The following is a 24,041-nucleotide window of genomic DNA, read 5'->3' on the forward strand; positions in this document are numbered from 1 at the left end:
TTCGATGCCTTCATGCGTTTCCGCTCCTCTCCCAGCCAGGAAAGATTAGCCGAAAACTCCAGCTTCAAACGGTCCAGTTTTCAGGGAACAGAGCACACGCTGTATGAAGATTATCCCGCTCAACACCCGTCGGTCATCGATCCAGGGCGTCCCGCGGGAGTTCGGGAGTTTGGAGGGTCAGAAAACAGTCCGGGGGACTGTTTTCCCGACAAACGGACGCAGCCGCGCCATCTGCGCTTCTGTCAGCCGGAAAAGCTCGCTCATGATCCCTCCCGAAATCGGAAGATGGAATCACGCGGCGAGCCCGCGCTCAAGCGGATTAATGTGTCCTGACTCTAGGACAGGCCGATCCGGGTCAGGCCCCAGACAAGTGCGATCAACAGCGGCTGATGGATCAGATAGATCGCAAGGCTGTTCCGTCCGGGCCAGGCAAGCCAGCGGGTCAGGCGGCCGGGCGACCCCGAGAGCCGGTCCCAGAGCCCGTGGCGGCGGCCCAGCCCGGCCAGCGCCATTCCGGCAAGGAAGGCGGCCGCCCAGGGAAAGAGGGGCTCGAAATCGACGCTCGGGCGCGGGGTCGCGGTCAGCCCGGTCCAGTCGAGCCAGCCCAGGTCGGGGATCGGGGCCGGGCGGGGAGCCAGCAGGACCGCAAGCGCCAGCAGGGCAGGGACGAAAGGCGGCAGGCGCAGCAGCAAAAGCCCCAGAAGGCTGGCGGCCGCAATGGCATGCAGGATGCCGAAATAGACGAAGGCGGCCGGAAACACGGCCCAGGTCCCGAGGCTGACCGCCCCGGCTGCGGCCGCGATCCGCAGCAGGCGGCGCAGGACGGCGCGGGGGCGGACGCGCGCGCCATGGGCCAGCTGCAGGCTGACCCCGGCCAGCGCCAGAAAGGCCGCCGCGACCGTGACCGACAGCACCCGGAAGCCGCCCGAGACGACCGTGCCCGGGGGCAGATGGCCGAACATCTCGAGATCGTAGCTGAAATGAAAGACCACCATCCCGGCCAGAGCCGCGCTGCGGGCGAGGTCGATGGCGGCAATGCGGGGCAGGGGGCGGGCCGGGCCGGTCAATCGGGCTGGAACCCCGCGATCAGCCGGCGCAGCCCGAAGACCGCCCCCGCCGAAATCGCCGCCAGCGTCACCGGCGCCGACCAGGCCAGGGTCGCGAAGGCGGTGATCCCCTGGCCCACCGAACAGCCCAGCGCCACCACGCCGCCGACCCCCATCAGCGCCGCGCCGCCGACCTGACGGCCCAGCTCGCGCGGGTCTTCGCAGGCCTCCCAGCGGAACGAGCGTTTGCGGCGCGACCCGAGCCAGGCGCCCGCCAGAACCCCCAGAACCGAGCCGACGGAAAACGACAGCCCGCCCGCCGAGGAGGTCATCATCCACAAAAGCGTGCGGCCCAGCGGGGCGGTGAAGGTATGGCCCTCGACCGCGACCGCGCCGAGCGTCGCGTGGCTGATCGCCGAGGTCCCCCACAGCGCCGCCGTCACCGCCAGCCCGACCGCGACCGCCCAGCCGATCCGGTGCGGCTCGGCCCGCATCGGGCGGTGCAGGATGCCCCAGCCGAAGGCCGCGGCGGCCAGCGTCAGCGCCACGGCCAGCGCGGGCAGGCCTGTCAGTTCGGCGGTCGAGACCGCCAGGCTTTGCAGCCCGTCCGAGGGCTCTTGCGGGAAGGCCAGATCGCGCAAGGGCGCCAGCGGGCCCGACAGGGTGACGAAGCCGCAGATCGAGATCACCACCACGATCACCAGCGATCTGAGGTCGCCGCCGCCGAACCGCGCCAGCGCGCCAAAGCCGCAATTGCCCGCCAGCGCCATGCCATAGCCGAAGGCCAGCCCGCCCAGCACGCTGGCAGCCGGGTTCCAGCGGATCGCGTGATAGATGGTGGCGCCGGTGTCGATCTGGCCCGCGGCGGCCAGCAGCGAGGTCGCGGCGATGGCGGTGCCGAGGATCACGCCCCACATCCGCAGCCGCCGCTGGTCGCCGCCCCAGATCGCGGTCTCGAGCGCGCCGAGCGTGCAGAAATCGCCCAGCCTGGCGGCAAGCCCCAGCACCGAGCCGGTGACAAGGCCGATCAGCGCGGCCCAGGCGCCCGGCGGTATCGTCTCCATCGCGTCTTCCCCCCTCGGCGGGACCGCCTCTGCGGGCGCCCGCCCCCTTCGTCAGTCGCGCGCCTCCGCCGCCCGGGGCGGCGCCTTGGCAGTGCAGAACATGTCATGCATCAGCTCGAGCAGCCGACGCGCCTTTTCGTCGGCCAGCGAATAGTAGATCGCCTTGCCCTCGCGCCGGTAGGACACGAGCCCTTCCAGCCGCAGCCGCGCCAGCTGCTGGCTGACCGCCGCCTGGCGCGAGGACAGAAGCGTTTCCAGCTCGGTCACCGATTTCTCGCCGGTCGACAGGTGGCACAGGATCATCAGCCGGCCCTCATGCGACAGCGCTTTCAGAAAGCTCGACGCGGTTTCGGCATGCTGGACCATATCCTCGGCCTGCACCTCATCCATCGACGGCACGGGGCCGTCCCGGCCGCCGTCGCGGCCATCGTCCTCTGGCGGGGCAGCCTCTGTCGTCATCGCATCACGGGGCATCAGCACCACCCCGTCTTCTCCCCGGTTGCGGCCGCGCCCGCCGCGCGTCGGGGTCCGGCCTGCCTGTTGCACATCCTCACTCACCCTCGTCCGTCTGTGCCCATTCGGGCTGTCCCTGCACCATGGCTCCGATCAGGCCCCAGAAGAAATCCTCGCCCGGATAGCCTTCGAGACGACCGATTTCCACCCCGTCGCGCAACAGCACGAAGGTCGGCGTGAATTGGGGTCTGGAGACAAGCCGCACGTCCTCTGGCAGCTTGGCGTCCAGATCGATCCGGCGCAAGGGGGCGGTGCGGCCTTCGCGGGTCTTCGGCCAGATCGGCGCGATTTCGCGGTTCCACATCACGCAATAGGCGCAGCCCGTGCGCTCGACCATGCCCAGCACCAGATCGGCGCGCGCCGACGCTCCGGCGATCAGCGCCAGCCCCGCCGCGCAGATCCATGCCGCAAGGTCAGGTTTCATTTTGGGCTATCCTATCACATAGACAAATCGTAATATGTTTTCGCGTCATCGGCAAGGGAGGGCTGGGATGCTGGAGATTTCCTACGGGGGTGCGGCGCTGGCGGGGCTTTTGTCCTTTCTGTCGCCCTGCATCCTGCCGATCGTTCCGTTCTACCTGTGCTACATGGCGGGCATCTCGATGACCGAGCTGCGCGGGTCCGACCGGATCCCGCCCGGCGCGGTCCGCCGCCTGGTGGTGTCGGCCATCGCCTTCGCGCTGGGGGTGACCTCGATCTTCGTGCTTCTGGGCATGGGGGCGACGGCGCTGGGGCAGGGCTTCCGCGAATGGAAGGACGAACTCAGCTATGTCGCCGCTGCGATGCTGTTCCTGTTCGGGCTGCATTTCCTGGGTGTGCTGCGCATTCCGCTGCTCTATCGCGAGGCGCGGATCGAAAGCCGGGCCGAGCCGACGACGGTTCTGGGCGCCTATCTGATGGGGCTGGCCTTCGGCTTTGGCTGGACGCCCTGCGTGGGCCCGGCGCTGGCGGCGATCCTGATGGTGGCCAGCGGCATGGGCGACATTGCCCGAGGGGCGCTGCTGCTGCTGGTCTACGGGCTGGCGATGACGCTGCCCTTCGTGCTGGCCGCGGCCTTCGCCCGGCCGTTCCTGGCCTGGATGCAGCGCAACCGCCGGCATCTGGGCCATGTCGAAAAGGCGATGGGGGTGATGCTGGTCGTCTTCGCCGTGCTCATCGCCACCAATTCGGTCGGCTACCTCGCGCAGGTGCTGATCGACACCGTGCCGTGGTTCACCACGCTCGGCTGACCGTTCTGCAGGGAGGACAACCATGAAACTGACGACGCTTCTGGCCGCAGGCTTTGCGGCCCTTGCAGCCCCGGTGCTGGCCTCGCCGATGGGCGATGACGGGTTGCACAAGCCCGACTGGCTGCGCGAGACCTTCCGCGACATGCGCGAGGATCTGGGCGAGGCGCAGGCCGAGAACCGGCGGATGCTGGTGATCTGGGAACAGCGCGGCTGCATCTACTGCACGAAGATGCATGAAGAGGTGTTTCCCGATCCCGAGATCGAGGCGCTGATCCGGAAGAACTATTTCGTCGTCCAGATGAACCTGTTCGGCGATGTCGAGGTCACCGATTTCGACGGCACCGTGCTGCCCGAGAAGGAGATGGCGGCGCGCTGGGGGGTGATGTTCACGCCCACGCTGATGTTCATGCCCGAGACCGTGCCCGAGGGCGGCACCGCGGCCCAGGCGGCGGTGGCGACCATGCCCGGCGCCTTCGGCAAGGGCACGACCCGGGCGCTGCTGCAATGGGTGCTCGACCGCGGCTATGAGGGCGACGAGCATTTCCAGAAATACGTGGCCCGGACCATGGCCGACCCGTCCAACTGACCGGGGCAGGGGGTGCCGGAAAGTCGTATGCAAAAAACTATATTTGTTGTTGCGTCGCGCCGGGCCGCTCCGCTACAGTCGGGTCAAGGGAGAGAAAAGGGAGGAGTCTCAGCAATGGGAAAGGTGGGTCTGACCGCCTTCTGCCTCGCCGTCTGGGCGGGCGCAGGGCTGGCATCCGAGGTGGCGCCGGGCGACGTCGCGATCGACGGGCAGGGCCATGTGGCCGCGCCCCTGACCGATGCGCCGGGCGATCCGGCGGCCGGGCGCAGCCTGATGACGAACCGGGCTGTGGCCAATTGCATCGCCTGTCACCAGGTCACCGAAATGTCCGACGCGCCGTTCCCCGGCACGGTCGGCCCGTCGCTCGACGGGGTCGCCGCGCGCTATTCCGAGGCGATGATCCGGGGCATCCTGGTCAATTCCAAGAACGTGTTCCCCGATACCGTGATGCCCGCCTATTACCGGGTCGAGGGCTTCAACCGCCCGGGCATCGAGTTCACCTCGAAACCCATAGAGGGCGAGATCCAGCCGCTGATGACGGCCGCGCAGATCGAGGATGTCGTCGCCTATCTGATGACGCTGACGCAATGAGCGCCCCGGCCGCCGGGCGCGCCTGAGCAAGGAGGAAGAGATGGAGTTCACCAGACGAGGCGCGATGGCTCTGGGCGCGGGGCTCGCCGCGGCGCTGATGCTGCCGGCGCAGGCGCTGCGCGCGGCTGCCGATGACAAGATCGCCGAATTCACCGGCGGCGCCGCGATGGGCGAGGGCGGGATCACCCTGACCACGCCCGAGATCGCCGAGAACGGCAACACCGTCCCGATCGAGGTCAGCGCCCCCGGCGCGGTCGAGATCCTGGTTCTGGCCTCGGCCAACCCGACGCCCGACGTGGCACGGGTCAGCTTCGGCCCGCTCGCGGGCGCGCAGCGCCTGTCGACCCGCATCCGGCTGGGCGGCACGCAGGACGTGATCGCCATCGCGAAGATGGCCGATGGCAGCTTCCAGCGCGCGGCGAATACCGTGAAGGTCACCATCGGCGGCTGCGGCGGCTGAGACGAGAGGAGAAAGACACATGGCAGAAGGCGTCAAACCCCGCGTCAAGGCCCCGAAGACGGCCGCTGCGGGCGAAACCGTGGTCATCAAGACCCTGATCAGCCACCAGATGGAATCCGGCCAGCGCAAGGACAGCGACGGCACCCCCATTCCGCGCTCGATCATCAACCGCTTCAGCGTGGCCTTCAACGGCCAGAACGTGATCGATGTGGCGCTGGCCCCGGCGATCTCGACCAATCCCTATTTCGAGTTCGAGGCGGTGATCCCGGAAGCGGGCGACATGGTGTTCACCTGGTACGACGACGACGGGTCGGTCTACGAGGACGTGAAGTCGATCGCCATCGGCTGAGCCGCCCGCGCCTCAGGCGCGCTGTTTCGAGGGAGGGGAGCAGATGAAGACCAACAGACTGACAGGCATGGCTGCGGCACTGGCCTGCGGCGCCCTGCTGGGCGGCGGGGTCGCCTCGGCCGGGCCGGACGATCCGCTGATCATCAACGGCGATCTCGAGATCGTCACCCGCACCGCGGCGCCGCCGCATCTCGAAGGCCATCTCGACGAGATCCGGTCCGGCTGGACCTTCCGCAGCGACGATACCCAGGCGCTGGAGCTGGACGATTTCGACAATCCGGGCATGATCTTCGTCGAGGCCGCGCGCGAGGTCTGGGACACGCCCGAGGGCAGCGCCGGCAAGTCCTGCGCCGACTGCCATGGCACGGTCGACGAGGGCATGCTGGGGGTCCGCGCGCATTACCCGAAATGGGTCGAAAGCGCGGGCGAGGTCCGCACGGTCGAGCAGATGATCAATGCCTGCCGCACCTCGCGCATGGGTGCCGACGAGTGGAAATACATCGGCAGCGACATGACCCAGATGGTCGCGCTGATCGCCTCGGTCTCGCGCGGGATGCCGGTCGATGTGGCCATCGACGGCCCGGCCCGGTCGACCTGGGAGAAGGGCAAGGAAATCTACTATACCCGCTACGGCCAGCTCGACCTGTCCTGCGCCAACTGCCACGAGCAGTATTTCGACCATTACATCCGCGCCGACCATCTGAGCCAGGGCCAGATCAACGGCTTTCCCAGCTACCGGCTGAAGAACACCAAGCTCAATGCCGTGCAGGACCGGTTCAAGGGCTGCATCCGCGACACCCGCGGCGTGCCCTTCGCGGTCGGCTCGCCCGAATTCGTGGCGCTGGAGCTTTACGTCGCCTCGCGCGGCAACGGGCTGTCGGTCGAGGGGCCGTCCGTCCGCAACTGATCCCGGGGCCCGCGCCGCTGACCCGGCGCGGGCCCCGTCGGATCTAAAACATTCGGTTTCGTGCATGTGATGCGCAGGCCGCGATCCGGAAAGGATGCCGAAACGATGATTTCGCGAAGGGATTTCCTGCAGGCCGCGCTGGCCGCCTCGGCGGTCTGGGGCGCGTCCGGCGCGGGCAACTGGGCGCGGCTCGCGGCTCAGCAGGCGCTGACCCAGGACCGGCTGCTGGAGTTCGACACCTTCGGCAACGTGACGCTCATCCATGTCACCGACATCCACGGCCAGCTGGTGCCGCTTTGGTTCCGCGAACCCGAGATCAATATCGGCGTCGGCGCCGCAGCCGGACAGCCGCCCCATGTGACGGGCGCCGATTTCCTCAAGCTTTACGGCATCGCCCCCGGCACGCCCGAGGCCTATGCGCTGAGCTATGTCGATTTCGTCTCGCTGGCCAAAGGCTATGGCCGGATGGGCGGGCTCGACCGGGTGGCGACGGTGATCAACGCCATTCGCGCGGACCGGCCCGAGGCGCTGCTGCTCGATGGCGGCGACACCTGGCACGGGTCCTATACCTGCCTGCGCTCGGATGCGCAGGACATGGTCAACGCCATGAACCTGCTGAAACCCGACGCGATGACCAGCCACTGGGAATTCACCCTCGGCGTCGACCGCGTGACCGAGATCGTGGACGGGCTCGACTTCGCCTTCCTCGGCGCCAACATCTTCGATGCCGAATGGGACGAGCCCGCCTACGAGCCCTACAGGATGTTCGAGCGGGGTGGCGCGCAGATCGCGGTGATCGGCCAGGCCTTCCCCTACCTGCCCATCGCCAACCCGAAATGGATGTTCCCCGGCCTCAGCTTCGGCGTCCGCGAAGAGCGCATGGCCGAGGTGGTGCAGGAAGTCCGCGGCAAGGGCGCCGATCTTGTCGTTCTGCTCAGCCATAACGGCTTCGATGTCGACCGCAAGATGGCCGGCAACGTCCCTGGCATCGACGTGATCCTGACCGGGCACACCCATGACGCGCTGCCCGAGCCGGTGATGGTGGGCCAGACCCTTCTGATCGCCTCGGGCTCGAACGGCAAGTTCGTCACCCGGCTCGATCTCGATGTGCGCGAGGGACGGATGATGGGCTTCCGCCACAAGCTGATCCCGGTCTTTTCGGACGCGATCGCCCCCGATCCCGAGATGGCCGCCCTGATCGACCGCGAGCGCGCGCCCTACCGCGACGAGATGGCCGAGGTTCTGGGCACGACCGACAGCCTGCTTTACCGGCGGGGCAATTTCAACGGCACCTGGGACGATCTGATCTGCAATGCGCTGATCGACGAGCGCGAGGCCGATATCGCGCTCAGCCCCGGGTTCCGCTGGGGGCCGAGCCTGCTGCCGGGCGATCCGATCACCCGCGAGGATCTGTATAGCGCCACCGCCATGACCTATCCGAACGCCTACCGCTCCGAGATGACGGGCGAGATGCTGCACACCATCCTCGAGGACGTGGCTGACAACCTCTTCAACCCCGATCCCTATTACCAGCAGGGCGGCGACATGGTCCGGGTCGGCGGCATGGGCTACCGGATCGACGTCACCAAACCCCAGGGCAGCCGCATCACCGACATGACGCTGCTGAAGACCGGCGAAGCGGTCGATCCGGCCCGGTCCTACGTGGTCTCGGGCTGGGCCAGCGTGGGCGAGGGCACCGAAGGGCCGCCGATCTGGGAGGTGGTCGAAAGCTACGTCAAGCGTCAGGGCACGGTCCGCGTCGACCCAAACACGTCGGTCGTGGTCAGCGGCGCATGAGCGGCACGAAGGAGGAGACACCGATGACCGACCGGCCGGGCGCCCCCACGCGGCGCGGATTTCTGAAGGCGGGACTGGCGGGCGGCGGCGCGCTGGTCGCGGGCGGCGCCGTGGCGCAGGAACCCGATCCGCTGATCACCGAGAAACAGCCCTGGGCGCAGATGTGGGGCGACGGGGTCGACGTGACCCCTTACGGGATGCCCATCGAATACGAAGCCGACGTGATCCGGCGCAATGTCGGCTGGCTGACCGCCGACACGATTTCCTCGGTCAACTTTTCGCCGATCCACGCGCTTGACGGTACCATCACGCCGCAGGGCTGCGCCTTCGAGCGGCATCATTCCGGCGCCATCGACCTGCCCAAGGAAGATTACCGGCTGATGATCAACGGGCTGGTCGAGACGCCGCTGGTCTTCACCTATGCCGATCTCGAACGCTTCCCGCGGGTGAACCACACCTATTTCCTCGAATGCGCGGCCAATTCCGGGATGGAATGGGCGGGGGCGCAGCTGAATGGCGCGCAGTTCACCCATGGCATGATCCACAACATGGAATATTCCGGCGTGCCGCTGCGCACCCTGCTGGAAGAGGCGGGCGTCAAGCCCGAGGGCAAATGGATCTATGTCGAGGGGGCCGATGCCTCCTCGAACGGCCGCTCGATCCCGCTCGACAAGGCGCTCGACGATTGCCTGGTGGCGTTCAAGGCCAATGGCGAGGCGCTGCGCAAGGAGCATGGCTATCCGGTCCGGCTGTGTGTGCCGGGCTGGGAAGGCAACATGTGGATCAAGTGGCTGCGCCGGGTCGAGGTCACGACCGAGGCCGTCCAAAGCCGCGAGGAGACCTCGAAATACACCGACACGCTGGCCGACGGCACCTCGCGCAAATGGACCTGGGTGATGGATGCGAAATCGGTCATCACCTCGCCCAGCCCGCAATCGCCCATCACCCACGGGCCGGGGCCGCTGGTCATCACCGGGCTCGCCTGGTCGGGGCGGGGCGCGATCTCGCGGGTCGATGTCTCGCTTGATGGCGGCACGTCCTGGCAGACCGCGCGGCTGGCGCAGCCCGGGCAGAAGATGGCGCTCAGCCGCTTCTATCTGGATATCGACTGGGACGGCTCCGAGATGCTGCTGCAATCGCGCGCGATGGACGAGACCGGCTATGTCCAGCCGACCAAGAACGCGCTGCGCGAAATCCGCGGGCTGAACTCGATCTATCACAACAACGGCATCCAGACCTGGTGGGTCAAGGCCAACGGGGAGGCGGAAAATGTCGAAGTCTCGTAACCTGTCCGCGGTCGCCCTGCTGCTGGCCCTGACCGGTCCGGCCCAGGCGGACCGTTTCGGGCTGGGCCGTCCGGCGCTGCCCGAAGAGGTCGCGGCCTGGAACGTCGATGTGGCCCCCGACGGGGTGGGCCTGCCCGAAGGCTCGGGCTCGGTCGAGGATGGCGAAGAGATCTTTTCGGCCAATTGCGCGATCTGCCATGGCGAATTCGCCGAGGGCGTGGGCAATTACCCCAAGCTTGCGGGCGGCGACGGCACGCTTGACCGCGACGACCCGCTCAAGACCGTGGGGTCCTACTGGCCCTATCTTTCGACCGTCTGGGACTATGTCCACCGCTCGATGCCCTTCGGCGCGGCGCAGGTGCTGACGGTCGACGAGGTCTATGCCATCACCGCCTACATCCTTTATTCGAACGATCTGGTCGACGACGATTTCGTGCTGTCGAACGAGAACTTCCTCGAGGTCGCGATGCCCAATGCCGACGGCTTCATCGTCGACGACCGCGAGACGACCGAACTGCCGCGCTTCTCGCAGCCGCCCTGCATGACCGACTGCAAGCCGGAGGTTAAGATCACCATGCGCGCCGCCGTGCTGGACGTGACCCCGGACGAAGGTCACTAGCGACGCGATCTGCGGGCAGGGGATATGGGGCGGCCGTCGGGTCGCCCCTTTTCCGTTTCAGGGTCCGCCCGCGTCATTCCGTCCCTGCCCTTGGGCGAGTCGAGGGGTCGAATCATCTTGCTAGACGCATAGCGGAATTGCATTATTTGCATATGAGGGAGGAACTAAGTCTGGTCCTCGCGCTCGCCTTGGGAGGGGCGGGCGCGGGGCGGGCCGAGACGCATGTCGAGGCCATCGGCGACCCGGTGCGCGGCGCCGAGATTTGGGTCTATTGCAGCGGTTGCCATGAAATCGGTCCCGAGGCGCAGGCCAGCATCGGGCCGCCGCTGACAGGGCTTTTCGGACGGCGCGCGGCGACGGTCGCGGGCTTTCCCTATTCGAGGTCGATGCAGCGGGCGGGCCAGGACGGGCTGACCTGGACGTTCGAGACGCTCGATGCCTATCTGGAAAATCCGGTGGTGCTGGTCTCGGGCACCAGGATGAGCTTTCCGGGGCTCGAGGATGCGGGCGAGCGGGCCGATCTGCTGGCCTTCCTGCGCCAGTATTCCGACAAGCCCTCGAACATCCCCGAGGCGGCGCCGACCGCGCGCGCGGGCGATCCGGAGCTGAGCGAGGCGACGCTGGCGCTGGCGGGCGACCCGGGCTGGGGCGAATACCTGTCGAGCGAATGCACGACCTGCCATCAGCGCGACGGGTCCGATCAGGGCATCCCTTCGATCACGCTCTGGCCCGAGCGCAAGTTCGTGCTGGCGATGCATGCCTACAAGCAGCATCTGCGCCCGCATCCGGTGATGCAGATGATGGCCGGGCGGCTGTCGGACGAGGAAATCGCGGCGCTGGCGGCCTATTTCGGGGCGCTCGGCCTCTGACGGCCCGCCGTCATTCACGAAAACGACCGGAGACGCGCGAAATCATGTCCAGGGAGGAGACAGAGACATGAGCCTGAACAGACGAAGCTTTCTGGGAACCGGGCTGGCGCTGGGCGCGGCCCTGTCGGCGCCCTCTGCCCTCGGCCAGGCCCGGCCGAGGGTGGTGATCGTGGGCGGCGGCGCGGGGGGCGCCACGGCCGCGCGCTACATCGCCAAGGACAGCGGCGGCGCCATCGACGTGGTGCTGATCGAGCCCGGCAAGACCTATTACACCTGCTTCTTCTCGAACCTCTATCTGGGCGGGTTCCGCGACCTCGCCTCGATCGCCCATGACTACGGGCGGCTTGCCAGCCAGTACGGCATCAACGTGATCCACGATCTCGCCGTCGATATCGACCGCGAGGCCCGGTCGGTCGCGCTCGCCTCGGGCCATGCGCTGGGCTATGACCGGCTGATCGTGTCGCCGGGCATCGACTTCGTCGACGGTGCGGTGCCGGGCTGGGATCTGACGGTTCAGAACCGCATGCCCCATGCCTGGAAGGCGGGCAGCCAGACCCAGCTGCTGAAGGCGCAGATCGAGGCGATGCGCGAGGGCGGCGTCTTCTGCATGGTGGCCCCGCCCGACCCCTATCGTTGCCCCCCCGGCCCTTACGAGCGGATCTCGATGGTGGCCCATGTCCTGAAGGAACGGAACCCGACCGCCAAGATCCTGATCGTGGACCCCAAGGAGAAGTTCTCGAAGCAGGCGCTGTTCGAGGAGGGCTGGGGGCGGCACTATCCCGGCATGATCGAGCGGATCGGCCCCGATTTCGGCGCCGCCAATGTCGAGGTGCGGCCGGACAGCATGGAGGTCGTGATCGACGGCACACCCGAGACGGTCGATGTCTGCAACGTGATCCCGGCGCAGAAGGCGGGTCATATCGCGGGTATCGCGGGGCTTGCCAATGACAGCGGCTTCTGCCCCATCGTGCCGGGGACGATGCAAAGCCGGATCGACGAGAATATCTACATTCTGGGCGACGCGACCATCGCGGGCGACATGCCGAAATCGGCCTTCTCGGCCAACAGCCAGGCCAAGGTGGCGGCGATGCAGGTGCGCGCGGCGCTGATCGGGGCACGGGCCTTCCCGGCGAAATACTCGAACACCTGCTGGTCGCTGATCGACACCGGGGACGGCGTCAAGGTCGGCGCCTCCTATCAGGCCGCCGAGGACAAGATCGCCAAGGTCGACGGCTTCGTCAGCCAGACCGGCGAGGATGCGGCGCTGAGAAAGGCGACCTTCGAGGAAAGCCTCGGCTGGTATGCGGGCATCACTGCCGACATCTTCGGCTAGGTTCGGAGGGGCGCCCCCGGACGGTCCGAAGGGCCGCCCGGGGGGCGCCTTGCGGGCCAGGCGTGGCTCCCAAGATGCTGTGGTGCAGCGTAATGCTGCGGCGCGGTGTGGCGAAATCCCGCCGGCGAGTCGCGGAAAGGTTGTCGTCAAGAGGAGAAAATTCCCTGAGGACGTGGTATATCTTTCCGTAGGGTCGCCCGTCGTCCTGCCAGGCGATGAGGACGGCCCGTACGGCAGGGACGAATTGGGAGGAGTCGGCCGTGAACATGATTCAGGAACCCAGAAACACCGCCCGCCGGCTGGCGATGCGCCCGCGTGTGCATCCCGTCTTCGGCAAGCTCGGCCCGATGCCGGCGGCCTCGCTGCGCGCGATGGTCGGCTACGGCCTGAACGAGGCCGAGATCGGCCGCTATTTCGGAGTGACGCCGTCTTCGGTGCGGCGGCTCAAGCGCAGCCTCGGGGTCTGTGACGCGGCGGCGGACTGATCGTCCGCCCCGCCGTCAGGGGCGCCTGCCAAGCCATCGCCATTGCCAGCGCCAGCGCAACCCGGTCCGGTCCGGGCCTTGCCTTCGGGGAGGCCCTCCGGCCGGGCGCCCGGAGGGCGGCTCAGCCCAGCGGGCTGAAATCGCCATAGGCCCCGCCCGCGAAAACCAGCGGCGGGCCTTCGCGCCGGGCGCAGTCCTCGACATGACCGACCACGATGGCGTGGTCCCCGGCCTCGTGCAGCGCGACCCGGCGGCAGACAAAGCGCGCGATCCAGCCCTGCTCCAGCAGCGGCGGGTCGTCCCCGCTCTCGGGGCCGAGCCCCTCGAAATCGGCGCCCGACCGGGCAAAGCGCGCGGCGAGGTTCTCTTCGCCCGCGCCCAGTACATGGATCGCGAAACGCTCTGCGCCCGACATCGCCGGATAGCGCGTCGAGGCGCGCGCGGGCGACCACAGCACCAGCGGCGGGTCGAGCGAGACCGAGGAAAAGCTGTTCGCGGTCATGCCGACCGGACCGTGTGACCCGAGCGCCGTGACCACCGTCACGCCGGTCGCAAAGCTGCCCAGCGCGTCGCGATAAAGCCGCTGGGTGTCCGGGCCGGGAATGAATCGTTCCATGCGTCCTGCCGTCTTTTCCGGTCTGTTGCGGGCCGCACAATGCGCCAGATGGCGGGCGGCGGCAACCTCGGCCCGGCGGCTGTTACCGGTCGGCCCCGGTCGTTCCCGGTTCGGGCCGTGTCACCAAAGCTTCACCCCGTCGCAACATTTCCGTTTCCCTCCGCCTCTACCCACCCCGGCAAGGACCAGCACCCGGGGGGCAGATGCTGCTTAGCGTTGACAATCTGACACGGCATTTCGGCCGGATCGCCGCCGTCGACCGCGTCAGCTTTTCGGTCGAGCGTCCGGCCTTCATCGGAATCATCGGCCGGTCCGGCGCGGGCAAGTCGACCTTGCTGCGCATGCTCAACCGCCTGACCGACGCCACCGCGGGCGAGATCCGCTTCGAGGGCCGCAACGTACTGGCGCTGAAGGGCGCGGCCAAGCGCGCCTGGCAATCGGACTGCGCGATGATCTTCCAGCAGTTCAACCTGGTGCCGCGGCTCGATGTGGTCTCGAACGTGCTGCACGGCACGCTGAACCGCCGCTCGGCGCTGGCCACGGTCTTCAACCTCTATCCGCGCGCCGACATTTACCGCGCCATCGACATTCTCGACCGGCTGGGCATCGCCGAACAGGCGGCGAAGCGCGCCGAGGCGTTGTCGGGCGGCCAGCAGCAGCGCGTGGCCATTGCCCGCGCCCTGATGCAGGACCCGAAGATCATCCTCGCGGACGAGCCCATCGCCAGCCTCGATCCGATGAATGCCCAGGTGGTGATGGATGCGCTGCGCCGCATCCACGAGGAGGACGGCCGCATGGTGATCGCCAACCTGCACACGCTGGACACCGCGCGGCGCTATTGCGACCGGGTGATCGGCATGCGCGAGGGCCGCATGGTGTTCGACGGCCGCCCCGAACAGCTGACCACCGGCGTCGCCCGCGACATCTACGGCGCCGACGCCACGTTCTCGGAACAGGCGACTTCGACCTCGATCGAGGCGCTGGACCGGGTCGCGCGCGCGGCGATGGCCGAGACCGAACTGATCTGACAGCTTTCCCGCCCCCCGGGCCTGACCGACGGGGCATTTCAACCGAAAGAAAGAGTAAGACCATGACCCGACTGCTTGCCGCTCTCGTCGCGACCTCCGCGCTGGCCGCGCCCGCCTTCGCGCAGGACAAGATCGACGAATTCCGCATCGGCATCCTCGGCGGCGAGAACGCCCAGGACCGGCTGAATTCCTACGAATGCCTGCGCGTCAAGTCCGAGGACCTGCTGGGCGTGCCGACCAAGCTGTTCGCGCCCGCCGATTATGACGGCGTGATCCAGGGCCTTCTGGGCGGCACCATCGACATGGCGTGGCTGGGCGCCTCGGGCTATGCCAAGATCTATCTGGAAGACCCGACCGCGGTCGAGCCGGTGCTGGTCAAGGTCAACACCGACGGGTCCTACGGCTATTACGCCATCGGCTTTGCCCGCAAGGACAGCGGCATCGCCTCGCTCGACGACATGCAGGGCAAGAAATTCGGCTTCGGCGATCCGAACTCGACCAGCGGCTATCTGATCCCCTCGATCGAGATCCCGGCCCAGACTGGCCATTCGATGCAGTCGGGCGACTTCTTTGGCGAGGTCGTCTTCACCGGCGGCCACGAACAGACCATCGTCGCGGTCAGCAACGGCGATGTCGATGCGGGCGTGACCTGGGCCGACGGCCAGGGCAACTGGGAAGACGGCTACAACTCGGGCGCGCTCCGCAAGGCCGTCGATGCGGGCATCGTCGACATGAATGACATGGTCGAGATCTGGCGGTCCAAGCAGATCCCGGAAGGCCCGATCGTGCTGCGCACCGCGCTGCCGGAAGATGCCAAGGTGAAGATGACCGCCCTGGTGGCGTCGCTGGCCTCGATGGACCCCGACTGTTCCTATGGCGTGCTGGCGGGCGAGGCGAAGGGCGTGATGCCGATCACCCATGACGCCTATCTGTCGATCGTCGAGGCCCGCAAGGCGCAATCGAACTGAGCCGGATCACCGGCGGCGGCGGACCCCTGTCCGGGTCCGCCGCCTTCACGTGAAAGCACCCCCGTCATGGCCGACAGCTTCCCCGCCTCCCGGACCGATCCGATCCGCAGCCGCTATCTCGATCTGGTGCGGCGCCGGCAGCTTTATTCGGGCCTGACGCTGACCATCTTCGCGGTGCTGATGGCGTCGGGCTTCGGGCTTGCGAATGACCGCAATGCCGGCGGGTTCCTGGACGGGATCGGCAACATCTTCGCCTTTCCGGCCAATGTGATCGAAGAGGCCGCCGCCAAGATCGCCGACATGCCCGCCAACCTGCTGCGGTTCTTTCCGGCACTGGTCGAGACGGTCAATATCGCCGCGGTCTCGACCCTTGTGGGCGGGACGGCAGGCTTTGCGCTGGCGCTTTTGTCGACCCGGGGGCTGGCGCCCTGGGCGCTGGCGATCCCGCTCTTTCGCCGGGCGATGGACGTGATGCGGGCAGTGCCCGAGATCGTCATCGCGCTGGTGCTGATCTACGTGCTGGGCGGCGGGCCGGTGCCCGCGATGATCGCCATCGCCTTTCATACCGCGGGCGCGCTGGGCAAGCTGTTCTCGGAGGTCAACGAGAATGCCGACCTGAAGCCGGTCGAGGGGCTCGCCTCGGTCGGCGCGGGCTGGGCGCAGCGGATGTGGCTGGGGGTCGTGCCGCAGGTCGCGCCGAATTACCTCAGCTATGCGCTGTTGCGCTTCGAGATCAATATCCGCGCCTCGGCGATCCTGGGCTTCGTCGGCGCGGGGGGGCTCGGCTACGAGCTGAAGAACGCGATGTCCTGGGGGCAGGGGCGGTTCGACCAGGCGGCGGCGATCTTCCTGCTGCTCTTCGCGGCCATCGTCGTCTTCGACCAGGTGTCGAGCCATGTCCGCGACCGCCTGACAAAGGGAGCCGCCGCATGAGCGATACCGCCCTGCTGAAACGGGGCGCGGTCGGCCTGATCGGGCGCAAGCGCCTGACAGCCTTCGCGTTTCCGGGGCTGGTGCTGGCCTATCTGGCCTATGTCGCCATCGCCTTCGACGTGGCCGGGCTGGCCGAGAGGGCGCGGCTTGACAATGGCCGGACGCTGCTGGCCGACAGCTACAGCTACAAGACCCATGTCACCCGCGACAACCGCTCGGGCGAGGTCACCGTCGCGATCGAGGGCGAACGGAAGGGCACCTATGCCCCCGATGCGCCGCCCGACTGGGTCGAGCGCAAGGGCGCGCGCACCGAAATCGACCTGGGCGATGGCCATCTGGTCAGTTTCGGGCCGGAGATGGTGAGCTATAGCGTCCCGGGCTACGGGCTGATCGAGGCGCGGCCGAGCCCGTCCGCCGGGGTCGAGACCAACCTGACCGGGCCGCTGCCGGACTGGATCAGCCTGTCGCGCAACCGGCTTGCGGTGACGACCGAGGCCGGGCGGCTGACCGTGACCCGCAACCGCACCGAGGTGTTCCGGTATTTCGTCGGATGGGAGCTGTTCTTCTTCACCCTCGACAGCCCCTATCACGGGCACTCGGCAGCAAGCCTTCTGTTCGGGCCGCAGATCGATCCTGATCGCAGCAATCTCGCGGGCGCTTGGCACGATTTCTGGCGCAACCCGATGTGGCGCCATGCGGACGTCGCCTGGGCGCTGTTCGAAACCGTGCTGATGGCCTTTCTCGGCACCATGGGGGCCGCGCTGGTGGCGCTGCCGCTGGCCTTTCTGGCGGCGCGGAACTTCACGCCTGTGATGGCGATCCGCTTCGGCATAAGGCGGGTCTTCGACTTCGTGCGCGGGGTCGACGGGCTGATCTGGACCATCGTTCTGGCGCGTGCCTTCGGGCCGGGGCCGATGACCGGGGCGCTGGCGATCCTGTTCACCGACAGCGGCACCTTCGGCAAGATGTTCTCGGAGGCGCTGGAAAATGTCGACCGGCGGCAGATAGAAGGCGTGCAGTCGACCGGGGCGCCGCTCTTGGCGCGCTACCGCTTCGGGGTGATCCCGCAGATCACGCCGGTGCTGCTGTCGCAGGCGCTGTACTATCTGGAATCGAATACCCGCAGCGCCACCGTGATCGGCGCCATCACCGGCGGCGGCATCGGGCTTTTGCTGACCCAGGCGATCATCACCCAGAAGGACTGGGAAGAGGTCAGCTATTACATCGTTCTGATCGTGCTGATGGTGTCGGCGATGGACTGGATCTCGGGGATCCTCCGCCGCCGCCTGATCCGCGGCGCCTGATCCCGCACCTTCCCCGCGGGGACGATGCGTCCCGCTTTCCGAGGAGCCCGCCGATGCCCCGCCTGTCCGCCGAGACGCCGGTCGTTCATCCCGAGTGTTCGGTCACGGGCTGTACCCTTGGCCGCTATGTCGAGATCGGGCAGGGCGCGCGGCTGCTCAACGTCGCCATGGGCGATTATTCCTATTGCGACCGCTATGCCGACATCGCCAATGCCGATCTGGGCAAGTTCGCCAATATCGCCGCCTTCACCCGGATCGGGCCCACCGATCACCCGATGCAGCGCGCGAGCCTGCACCATTTCCTGTATCGCTCGGCCGATTACTGGGAGGATGCCGGGGACGACCCGGCCTTCTTCGCCCATCGTGCCAGCCGCCGCGCCCGGATCGGACATGATACCTGGATCGGTCATGGCGCCATCGTCCGCCCCGAGGTGACGGTGGGCGACGGAGCGGTGGTGGGGGCGGGCGCCGTGGTGACCCGCGATGTGGCGCCCTATACCATCGTGGCCGGGGTCCCGGCGGTGCCGATCCGCGACCGCTTTGCCCCCGCCATCGCCCGGCGGCTGCAGGCGCTGGCCTGGTGGGACTGGGACCATGCGGCGCTGCGGCGCGCGCTGGAAGACTTCCGCACCCTCTCTGTCGAGGCCTTCCTCGAGGCCCATGGCGGCTGAGCCCGCCGCGCGGGCCGCCGGACAGCAAAAGGGGGACGGGCCGAAGCCGCGTCCCCCTGAGCCTGCTGAAATCGAAACTGAAATCCCCGGTCGCCTGACGGCGGAACAACCTCTACCGAAAACCCCGATCACACCGTTTAACGGTTTTTAGTATAGCTCGTCTTTGTGGCGAAAGCCCATGGAATTGGTTGCCGGTAGGTGAATTTTCTGCGACGCGGCTATAAATTTTGCTGCGTTGCGGCTATTCCGCCGCCATATCCAGCGCATGGATGCGATGGGCGAAGCGATGCGCCGCCTCGCCGGCCAGATAGGTCAGCCGCCCGCCCGCAATGGTCATCTCGACCGCGCGAGTCTCTTCGTTGATCACGCACAGATCCGCCCGGCGTCCGAAATCGAGCCGGCCGCGGTCGGGCAGGCGCAGGATCTCGGCCGGGTGCTGCGAGATCATCGCCCAGGCCTGCGGCAGCGACCTGAGACCCAGATCGACGAGCCGCCAGACCGCATGGGGCAGCGCCGGATAATAGAAGTCGGACACCAGCGCGTCGCAAAGCCCCTGGGCGATCAGATCGGTCGCCGAGGCGTTGCCCGCCTGCGAGCCGCCCCGCGCCACATTGGGCGCACCCAGCAGCACCGGATCGTTCATCGCCTTGGCGGCGGCGGCGGCGCGGCGGGTGGTCGGGAACTCGGCGATCCGGGCCCCGATCATCGAAAACCGCTCGCGGGTCTCGCCGTCGGGGTCGTCATGCGACCCGTAAAGCACACCCATCGCGTCGAACGCCTCGGCCAGCCGGCACAGATAGCGCGGCACGTCGGGCGCCATTGCCTGCGCGGCGGCGACCGCGGCCATGTGATCCCGCACGGACCGGCCGTTTTCGGTCGCCCAGTGGTGCAGCCGCTCGGGCCGCGCGCGCGCCAGCTCTTCGGCCTCTTCGAGGTGGTTGTTGAAGACGACATAGTCGATGCCGTGCCGTTCGACCGCCTCGAGCAGGCGTTGGGCGGTGCCCACGGTATGGGTTTCGCAGCGCAGCTGGATGCGCAGGTCGGTCAGCATCCGCGGCCGGTAGGCGTCGAGCGCGGCCATCAAGGCCTCGGCCTGATCGGGGGCACGGCGTCCGCCCTCCCAGGACCAGCCCTGCGCAAGCCAGCCGGTGGTGATGCCGTTCGCGGCCGCCTCGCGGTCGGTCGCGGCCAGCCCGACCTCCAGCGCGAAGGGCGCGGCAGGGCGGGGCGCGATATGCCGTTCGAAGGCGTCGCCATGCAGATCGACGATGCCCGGCAGGATCAGATAGCCCGACAGATCGACCTCGGGCAGCGGGCCCTTGGTGATCCGGCCATCGGCAATGGCAAGCGAGCGCCGCTGCAGCTCGCCGTCGCGCAGGATGGTGGCGCCGGTAAAGCGCAGGGGCTGAAGGTACTGGGGCATGTCGCTGCTCGGGCGGTTATGAGGTGACGTAGCGAGCGAAATACCCCGTCACTGTATCGCCGGTATGACAAGGGTTGCAGCTCTGCCCTCAATTCGATCAAATGCGGTACTCAATCGGGCGCGACGATCAGGCTGACGCGGTCGCCCGCGAACCAGGTGCGGCCGTATTCGACCGGTTGGCCCCCGGCATCGACATTGACCGACACGCTGCGCAGGATCGGGTCGCCCGGGCGCAGGTCCAGATGCAGGGCCTGGGTCGGCGTCGCGCGCTTGGCGGTCAGCCGGGTCGAGGCGCGGGTGTAGTCCGCGACGCCCGCGCGCGCCAGCGCCCGGGTCACCGACGGGTCCTCGGCCAGCGCGTCGAGCAGCCCGGGCAGCCGGTCGGCCGGGAACACGCTGCGGAAAAGCGCGAGCGGCTGGCCATCGGCCAGCGAGATGCCCTCGTAGACATGAACGGCCGCGCCTTCGGGCAGGGCCAGCGCCTCGGCCTCGCGCCGGTCGGCCTTGCCGGTCGTGCGCAGCAGCACCTTGCGGTCGGCGCTGCGCCCGGCCGCGGCGAGGTTCTGGTGAAACCGCACCCGGCGGCCCAGCGGATAGTCGGTCGGCCGGGCCGCGACATAGACGCCCGAGCCGCGCCGGGCATGCACCAGCCGCGCCTCGGCCAGATCGGCCAGCGCCCGCCGGACGGTGTGGCGGTTGACCCCGAACCGGCGCGCCAGGTCGGCCTCGGTCGGCAGCTTGTCGCCCGGCCGGTAGCGGCCCGCGGCGATTTCGTCGCGAAGCGTCGCGGCGATCGAGATCCAGAGCGCGGTCGGGGTCATGTCATCGAAACTTCATCCAGGTGCCGCTTGCGCGACTCGGGAAGCGCGCGTAGGGATTTGTCTAGTTGTATAGTGTCTGTGTAGAGATCGGACAAGCCTGTGGACAAATCGGCAAGCAGTCGGATGACCGAACCGGGAACGCGTCGCGAATGGATGGGTCTGTTGGCCCGCGCGCCTGCGGCGACGCTGGAGCGCCTGTGGATAAGTCTGGGGCCAGATCCCGAATTCGCATGGCTTCGACCCCCCGAAACCGGAGGGGTGATGGTGCGCGGCCGGATGGGGGGCACGGGCGCGCCCTTCAACCTCGGGGAGGTGACGGTTACCCGCTGTGCGCTGCGGCTGCAAGAGGGGCGCGCGGTCGGCCATGCCTGGGTGCAGGGGCGCGACAAGGCCAAGGCGCGCCGGGCCGCGCTGGCCGATGCGCTGATGCAGACCGGGCGGGCGGACGATGTGCGCGCCCGGCTGCTGGACCCGCTGGCCGAAGAGATGGCGGCGGCCGAAACGGCGCGGGCGGCGCGGGCCGCCGCGACCCGGGTCGAGTTCTTCACCATGGTGCGCGGAGAGGATTGAGGCGATGGACGTTCAGGCCCTGTCAGGCGGCTTTGCCGACACCCCGCGCGAGGCGGCGCAGGCGTTTCGCGCGGCGCTGACCGCGATGGCCCGGCCCGGGCGCATCGAGGACGTCGCGGGCGCGCGGCCGCCCGCGCCGCTGTCGGTTGCCGCCGGCACGCTTTTGCTGGTGCTGGCCGATCCCGCGACCCCGGTGCATCTGGCCGGGCCGCTCGACCGGCCCGAAATCCGCGACTGGCTGCGGTTTCACACCGGGGCGCCGCTTTCGGACCGCGCGGGCGCCGTCTTTGCCGTCGGGCGCTGGGCCGATCTGCTGCCGCTCGATGCCTACAGCCTCGGGACGCCCGATTATCCCGACCGCTCGGCCACGCTGATCGTCGAGATGGACGCGCTTGACGCCACGGGGGCGCGGCTGACCGGCCCCGGCATCGAGACCAGCCATGGGCTGTCGCTGCCCGAGATCTCGGCCTTCCGGGCCAATCGGGCGCGGTTTCCGCTGGGGCTCGACTTCTTCTTTACCGCGGGCGTCCGGCTGGCCGCGCTGCCCCGCAGCACGCATGTGGAGGCCGTCTGATGTATGTTGCCGTCAAGGGGGGCGAGCGGGCGATCGACAATGCCCATGCCTGGCTGGCCGAGGAACGCCGGGGCGATGCGGCGGTCCCGGAACTCGCCGTCGCCCAGATCCGCGAACAGATGACGCTGGCGGTCAACCGGGTGATGGCCGAGGGGTCGCTGTACGATCCCGATCTGGCGGCGCTGGCGATCAAGCAGGCGCGCGGCGATCTGATCGAGGCGATCTTCCTGATCCGCGCCTATCGCACCACCCTGCCGCGTCTGGGCGCGTCCGAACCGGTCGAGACCGGCGCGATGCGCTGCGACCGCCGGATCTCGGCCACCTTCAAGGACGTCCCCGGCGGGCAGGTGCTGGGGCCGACCTTCGATTATACCCACCGGCTGCTGGATTTCGCGCTGGCCGCCGAGGGCGAGGTGCCGGAGGCCGCGACCGCCGCCCCGGACCCGGCGCCGAAGCCCCGGATCACCGGGCTTCTGGACCGCGACGGGTTGATCGAGACGGAACCGGCCTCGGACGAGACCCCGCCCGACCTGACCCGCGAACCGCTGGGCTTTCCCGCGGGCCGCGCGCTGCGGCTGCAGGCGCTGACCCGCAGCGACGAGGGCTTTGCGCTGGGCATGGCCTATTCGACCCAGCGGGGTTACGGGCGGAACCACCCCTTCGTGGGCGAGCTGCGTCTTGGCCGGGTCGGCGTCGAGGTCGAGATCCCCGAACTGGGCTTTGCCGTCGAGATTGCCGAGATCGAGCTGACCGAATGCGAGACCGTGAACCAGTTCGCGGGCTCGAAGACCGAGCCGCCGCAATTCACCCGGGGCTATGGCCTGGTCTTCGGCCAGTCCGAGCGCAAGGCGATTTCGATGGCGCTGGTCGACCGGGCGCTGCGCTGGGAGGACCTGGGCGAGGATTTCACGGGCGCCCCGGCGCAGGATGCCGAATTCGTCATCTCGCATGGCGACAACATCCAGGCCTCGGGGTTTCTGGAACATATCAAGCTGCCGCATTACGTGGATTTCCAGTCCGAGCTGGAGCTGGTGCGGCGGATCCGGGCCGAAGCCGCAGCCAGCGCGGCCGAGCGGGAGGCGGCGGAATGACCCAGGCGGAAATCCGGGGCGAGGCCCCCGGGGCGGACTACACCTTCGCCTATCTCGACGAACAGACCAAGCGGATGATCCGGCGGGCGCTTTTGAAGGCGCTGGCAGTGCCGGGCTATCAGGTGCCCTTCGCCAGCCGCGAGATGCCGATGCCCTATGGCTGGGGCACCGGGGGCGTGCAGGTCTCGGCCGCGGTGCTGACGCCCGAGGATACGCTGAAGGTGATCGACCAAGGCGCCGACGACACCACCAACGCCGTCTCGATCCGCAAGTTCTTCCAGAAGACGGCGGGTATTGCCGTGACCGAGCATACCGGCGAGGCGACGGTGATCCAGACCCGTCACCGCATCCCCGAAGCGCCGCTGACCGAGGGGCAGATCCTTGTCTATCAGGTGCCGATCCCGGAACCCTTGCGGTTTCTGGAACCGCGCGAGACCGAGACCCGCAGGATGCATGCGCTGGAAGAGTACGGGCTGATGCATGTGAAGCTTTACGAGGACATCGCCCGCCATGGCGAGATCGCGACCGCCTATGCCTATCCGGTGAAAATCGAGGGGCGCTATGTGATGGACCCCTCGCCGATCCCGAAATTCGACAACCCCAAGCTGAGGATGGCGGCGATCCAGCTGTTCGGCGCCGGGCGCGAGCAGCGGATCTATGCGCTGCCGCCCTACACGGAGGTGGTGAGCCTCGATTTCGAGGATCATCCCTTCGTGCCGGGCAAGGCCGAAGGGGCCTGCGCGCTGTGCGGGTCGGAGACAAGCTATCTGGACGAGGTGATCGTCGATGACCGGGGCGGGCGGATGTTCGTCTGTTCCGACACCGATTACTGCGCCGGGCGGCGGGCCGCAGGATATCGCGGTGAGATGGCCGCAGAGGAGGGCGGGGCATGAGGGCGGGTGCTTTCC

28 protein-coding genes and 1 pseudogene are annotated in these 24,041 nt (G+C 68.1%); 22 read left to right on the forward strand and 7 right to left on the reverse strand.

Translation table 11 applies throughout. The annotated features are described in order from the left end of the window. On the forward strand, nt 1–333 hold a 333-nt coding region (locus EV657_RS21880), incomplete at its 5' end, for a hypothetical protein (protein ID WP_208323257.1). 2 nt (nt 334–335) lie between these two features. On the opposite strand, the gene EV657_RS11125 is transcribed toward EV657_RS21880, so the two are convergent. The 4 genes from EV657_RS11125 to EV657_RS11140 all read right to left on the reverse strand — a co-directional run bounded on the left by EV657_RS11125 (nt 336) and on the right by EV657_RS11140 (nt 3,047). After that, entirely contained in the window at nt 336–1,067 is a 732-nt protein-coding gene (locus EV657_RS11125; RefSeq protein ID WP_243837562.1) for a heparan-alpha-glucosaminide N-acetyltransferase, read from the reverse strand. Then, complete coding sequence (locus EV657_RS11130) at nt 1,064–2,110, reverse strand: YeeE/YedE family protein (protein ID WP_134077915.1); 1,047 nt, start codon at nt 2,108–2,110, stop codon at nt 1,064–1,066. Before EV657_RS11130 ends, EV657_RS11125 begins: the two co-directional genes overlap by 4 nt. Before the next feature lie 51 nt (nt 2,111–2,161). Then, nucleotides 2,162–2,500 (reverse strand): ArsR/SmtB family transcription factor, encoded by a 339-nt coding sequence (locus EV657_RS11135; RefSeq protein ID WP_075787539.1) that lies wholly within the window; start codon nt 2,498–2,500, stop codon nt 2,162–2,164. 160 nt (nt 2,501–2,660) lie between these two features. Next, on the reverse strand, nt 2,661–3,047 hold the full coding sequence (locus EV657_RS11140) for a thioredoxin domain-containing protein (protein ID WP_113670468.1): 387 nt from the start codon (nt 3,045–3,047) through the stop codon (nt 2,661–2,663). A gap of 67 nt (nt 3,048–3,114) precedes the next feature. On the opposite strand from EV657_RS11140, the gene EV657_RS11145 reads away from it, so the two are divergent. The 12 genes and pseudogenes from EV657_RS11145 (at nt 3,115) to EV657_RS11200 (ending at nt 13,134) form a co-directional block, all read left to right on the forward strand. Further along, on the forward strand, nt 3,115–3,852 hold the full coding sequence (locus EV657_RS11145; protein WP_113670469.1) for a cytochrome c biogenesis CcdA family protein: 738 nt from the start codon (nt 3,115–3,117) through the stop codon (nt 3,850–3,852). Between the two features lie 22 nt (nt 3,853–3,874). Continuing rightward, the gene (locus EV657_RS11150; protein ID WP_134077916.1) at nt 3,875–4,438 is read left to right on the forward strand and encodes a thioredoxin family protein; all 564 of its coding nucleotides are present in this window, start codon (nt 3,875–3,877) and stop codon (nt 4,436–4,438) included. 114 nt (nt 4,439–4,552) lie between these two features. Next, nucleotides 4,553–5,029, forward strand: coding sequence for a sulfur oxidation c-type cytochrome SoxX (gene soxX, locus EV657_RS11155; protein ID WP_134077917.1), 477 nt, complete (start codon nt 4,553–4,555; stop codon nt 5,027–5,029). Nucleotides 5,030–5,069: 40 nt separating this feature from the next. After that, nucleotides 5,070–5,489, forward strand: a complete 420-nt coding sequence (gene soxY / locus EV657_RS11160; protein WP_134077918.1) for a thiosulfate oxidation carrier protein SoxY — start codon at nt 5,070–5,072, stop codon at nt 5,487–5,489. Between the two features lie 19 nt (nt 5,490–5,508). Beyond that, nucleotides 5,509–5,838 (forward strand): thiosulfate oxidation carrier complex protein SoxZ, encoded by a 330-nt coding sequence (gene soxZ, locus EV657_RS11165; protein ID WP_113670472.1) that lies wholly within the window; start codon nt 5,509–5,511, stop codon nt 5,836–5,838. Between the two features lie 43 nt (nt 5,839–5,881). Then, nucleotides 5,882–6,745 (forward strand): sulfur oxidation c-type cytochrome SoxA, encoded by an 864-nt coding sequence (gene soxA / locus EV657_RS11170; RefSeq protein ID WP_134077919.1) that lies wholly within the window; start codon nt 5,882–5,884, stop codon nt 6,743–6,745. Between the two features lie 105 nt (nt 6,746–6,850). Beyond that, entirely contained in the window at nt 6,851–8,542 is a 1,692-nt protein-coding gene (soxB, locus tag EV657_RS11175) for a thiosulfohydrolase SoxB (protein WP_134077920.1), read from the forward strand. A gap of 23 nt (nt 8,543–8,565) precedes the next feature. Further along, on the forward strand, nt 8,566–9,828 hold the full coding sequence (gene soxC / locus EV657_RS11180) for a sulfite dehydrogenase (protein WP_134077921.1): 1,263 nt from the start codon (nt 8,566–8,568) through the stop codon (nt 9,826–9,828). Continuing rightward, nucleotides 9,812–10,438: pseudogene (locus tag EV657_RS11185) on the forward strand (c-type cytochrome); the annotation flags it as partial. The gene soxC and the pseudogene EV657_RS11185, both read left to right, overlap by 17 nt. A gap of 161 nt (nt 10,439–10,599) precedes the next feature. Next, nucleotides 10,600–11,316 carry a c-type cytochrome gene (locus EV657_RS11190; RefSeq protein WP_113670475.1) on the forward strand — a complete coding sequence of 239 codons (717 nt, stop codon included), beginning with the start codon at nt 10,600–10,602 and terminating at the stop codon, nt 11,314–11,316. A gap of 67 nt (nt 11,317–11,383) precedes the next feature. Next, nucleotides 11,384–12,649: an NAD(P)/FAD-dependent oxidoreductase gene (locus tag EV657_RS11195; RefSeq protein ID WP_134077922.1), complete on the forward strand. Its 1,266-nt coding sequence runs from the start codon at nt 11,384–11,386 to the stop codon at nt 12,647–12,649. Nucleotides 12,650–12,909: 260 nt separating this feature from the next. Beyond that, nucleotides 12,910–13,134: a hypothetical protein gene (locus tag EV657_RS11200; RefSeq protein WP_075785487.1), complete on the forward strand. Its 225-nt coding sequence runs from the start codon at nt 12,910–12,912 to the stop codon at nt 13,132–13,134. A 121-nt stretch (nt 13,135–13,255) separates the two neighbouring features. On the opposite strand, the gene EV657_RS11205 is transcribed toward EV657_RS11200, so the two are convergent. Continuing rightward, a complete protein-coding gene (locus EV657_RS11205) occupies nt 13,256–13,750 on the reverse strand; it encodes a flavin reductase family protein (protein ID WP_075785488.1) in 495 nt (164 codons plus the stop codon). 206 nt (nt 13,751–13,956) lie between these two features. On the opposite strand from EV657_RS11205, the gene phnC reads away from it, so the two are divergent. The 5 genes from phnC (at nt 13,957) to EV657_RS11230 (ending at nt 18,654) form a co-directional block, all read left to right on the forward strand. Beyond that, nucleotides 13,957–14,778 carry a phosphonate ABC transporter ATP-binding protein gene (gene phnC / locus EV657_RS11210; RefSeq protein ID WP_134077987.1) on the forward strand — a complete coding sequence of 274 codons (822 nt, stop codon included), beginning with the start codon at nt 13,957–13,959 and terminating at the stop codon, nt 14,776–14,778. A gap of 62 nt (nt 14,779–14,840) precedes the next feature. Continuing rightward, nucleotides 14,841–15,746, forward strand: a complete 906-nt coding sequence (phnD, locus tag EV657_RS11215) for a phosphonate ABC transporter substrate-binding protein (RefSeq protein ID WP_134077923.1) — start codon at nt 14,841–14,843, stop codon at nt 15,744–15,746. A gap of 66 nt (nt 15,747–15,812) precedes the next feature. Next, nucleotides 15,813–16,679 carry a phosphonate ABC transporter, permease protein PhnE gene (gene phnE, locus EV657_RS11220; protein ID WP_134077924.1) on the forward strand — a complete coding sequence of 289 codons (867 nt, stop codon included), beginning with the start codon at nt 15,813–15,815 and terminating at the stop codon, nt 16,677–16,679. After that, nucleotides 16,676–17,983 carry a phosphonate ABC transporter, permease protein PhnE gene (phnE, locus tag EV657_RS11225; protein ID WP_075785491.1) on the forward strand — a complete coding sequence of 436 codons (1,308 nt, stop codon included), beginning with the start codon at nt 16,676–16,678 and terminating at the stop codon, nt 17,981–17,983. The genes phnE (EV657_RS11220) and phnE (EV657_RS11225) overlap by 4 nt, the downstream gene beginning before the upstream one ends. A gap of 53 nt (nt 17,984–18,036) precedes the next feature. Further along, the gene (locus EV657_RS11230) at nt 18,037–18,654 is read left to right on the forward strand and encodes a DapH/DapD/GlmU-related protein (protein ID WP_113670480.1); all 618 of its coding nucleotides are present in this window, start codon (nt 18,037–18,039) and stop codon (nt 18,652–18,654) included. A gap of 241 nt (nt 18,655–18,895) precedes the next feature. Here EV657_RS11230 and EV657_RS11235 read toward each other — a convergent pair whose 3' ends face one another. Together EV657_RS11235 and phnF are read right to left on the reverse strand one after the other, a co-directional pair. Beyond that, entirely contained in the window at nt 18,896–20,077 is a 1,182-nt protein-coding gene (locus tag EV657_RS11235) for an alpha-D-ribose 1-methylphosphonate 5-triphosphate diphosphatase (protein WP_134077925.1), read from the reverse strand. A 110-nt stretch (nt 20,078–20,187) separates the two neighbouring features. Beyond that, complete coding sequence (gene phnF, locus EV657_RS11240) at nt 20,188–20,898, reverse strand: phosphonate metabolism transcriptional regulator PhnF (RefSeq protein ID WP_075785494.1); 711 nt, start codon at nt 20,896–20,898, stop codon at nt 20,188–20,190. A 123-nt stretch (nt 20,899–21,021) separates the two neighbouring features. Here phnF and phnG point away from each other — a divergent pair, with 123 nt between their 5' ends. Genes phnG through EV657_RS11260 form a run of 4 tightly spaced genes read left to right on the forward strand, consistent with a single transcriptional unit; the run spans nt 21,022 to nt 24,026 of the window. Then, nucleotides 21,022–21,468, forward strand: coding sequence for a phosphonate C-P lyase system protein PhnG (gene phnG / locus EV657_RS11245; RefSeq protein WP_075785495.1), 447 nt, complete (start codon nt 21,022–21,024; stop codon nt 21,466–21,468). 4 nt (nt 21,469–21,472) lie between these two features. Beyond that, a complete protein-coding gene (phnH, locus tag EV657_RS11250) occupies nt 21,473–22,042 on the forward strand; it encodes a phosphonate C-P lyase system protein PhnH (protein WP_134077926.1) in 570 nt (189 codons plus the stop codon). After that, nucleotides 22,042–23,133 carry a carbon-phosphorus lyase complex subunit gene (locus tag EV657_RS11255; RefSeq protein WP_134077927.1) on the forward strand — a complete coding sequence of 364 codons (1,092 nt, stop codon included), beginning with the start codon at nt 22,042–22,044 and terminating at the stop codon, nt 23,131–23,133. Before phnH ends, EV657_RS11255 begins: the two co-directional genes overlap by 1 nt. Further along, nucleotides 23,130–24,026, forward strand: coding sequence for an alpha-D-ribose 1-methylphosphonate 5-phosphate C-P-lyase PhnJ (locus EV657_RS11260; protein WP_134077928.1), 897 nt, complete (start codon nt 23,130–23,132; stop codon nt 24,024–24,026). The genes EV657_RS11255 and EV657_RS11260 overlap by 4 nt, the downstream gene beginning before the upstream one ends. Nucleotides 24,027–24,041 lie beyond the last annotated feature (15 nt).

The sequence above is a fragment of the Rhodovulum visakhapatnamense genome (genome assembly GCF_004365965.1).
Taxonomy (GTDB): Bacteria; Pseudomonadota; Alphaproteobacteria; order Rhodobacterales; family Rhodobacteraceae; genus Rhodovulum; species Rhodovulum visakhapatnamense.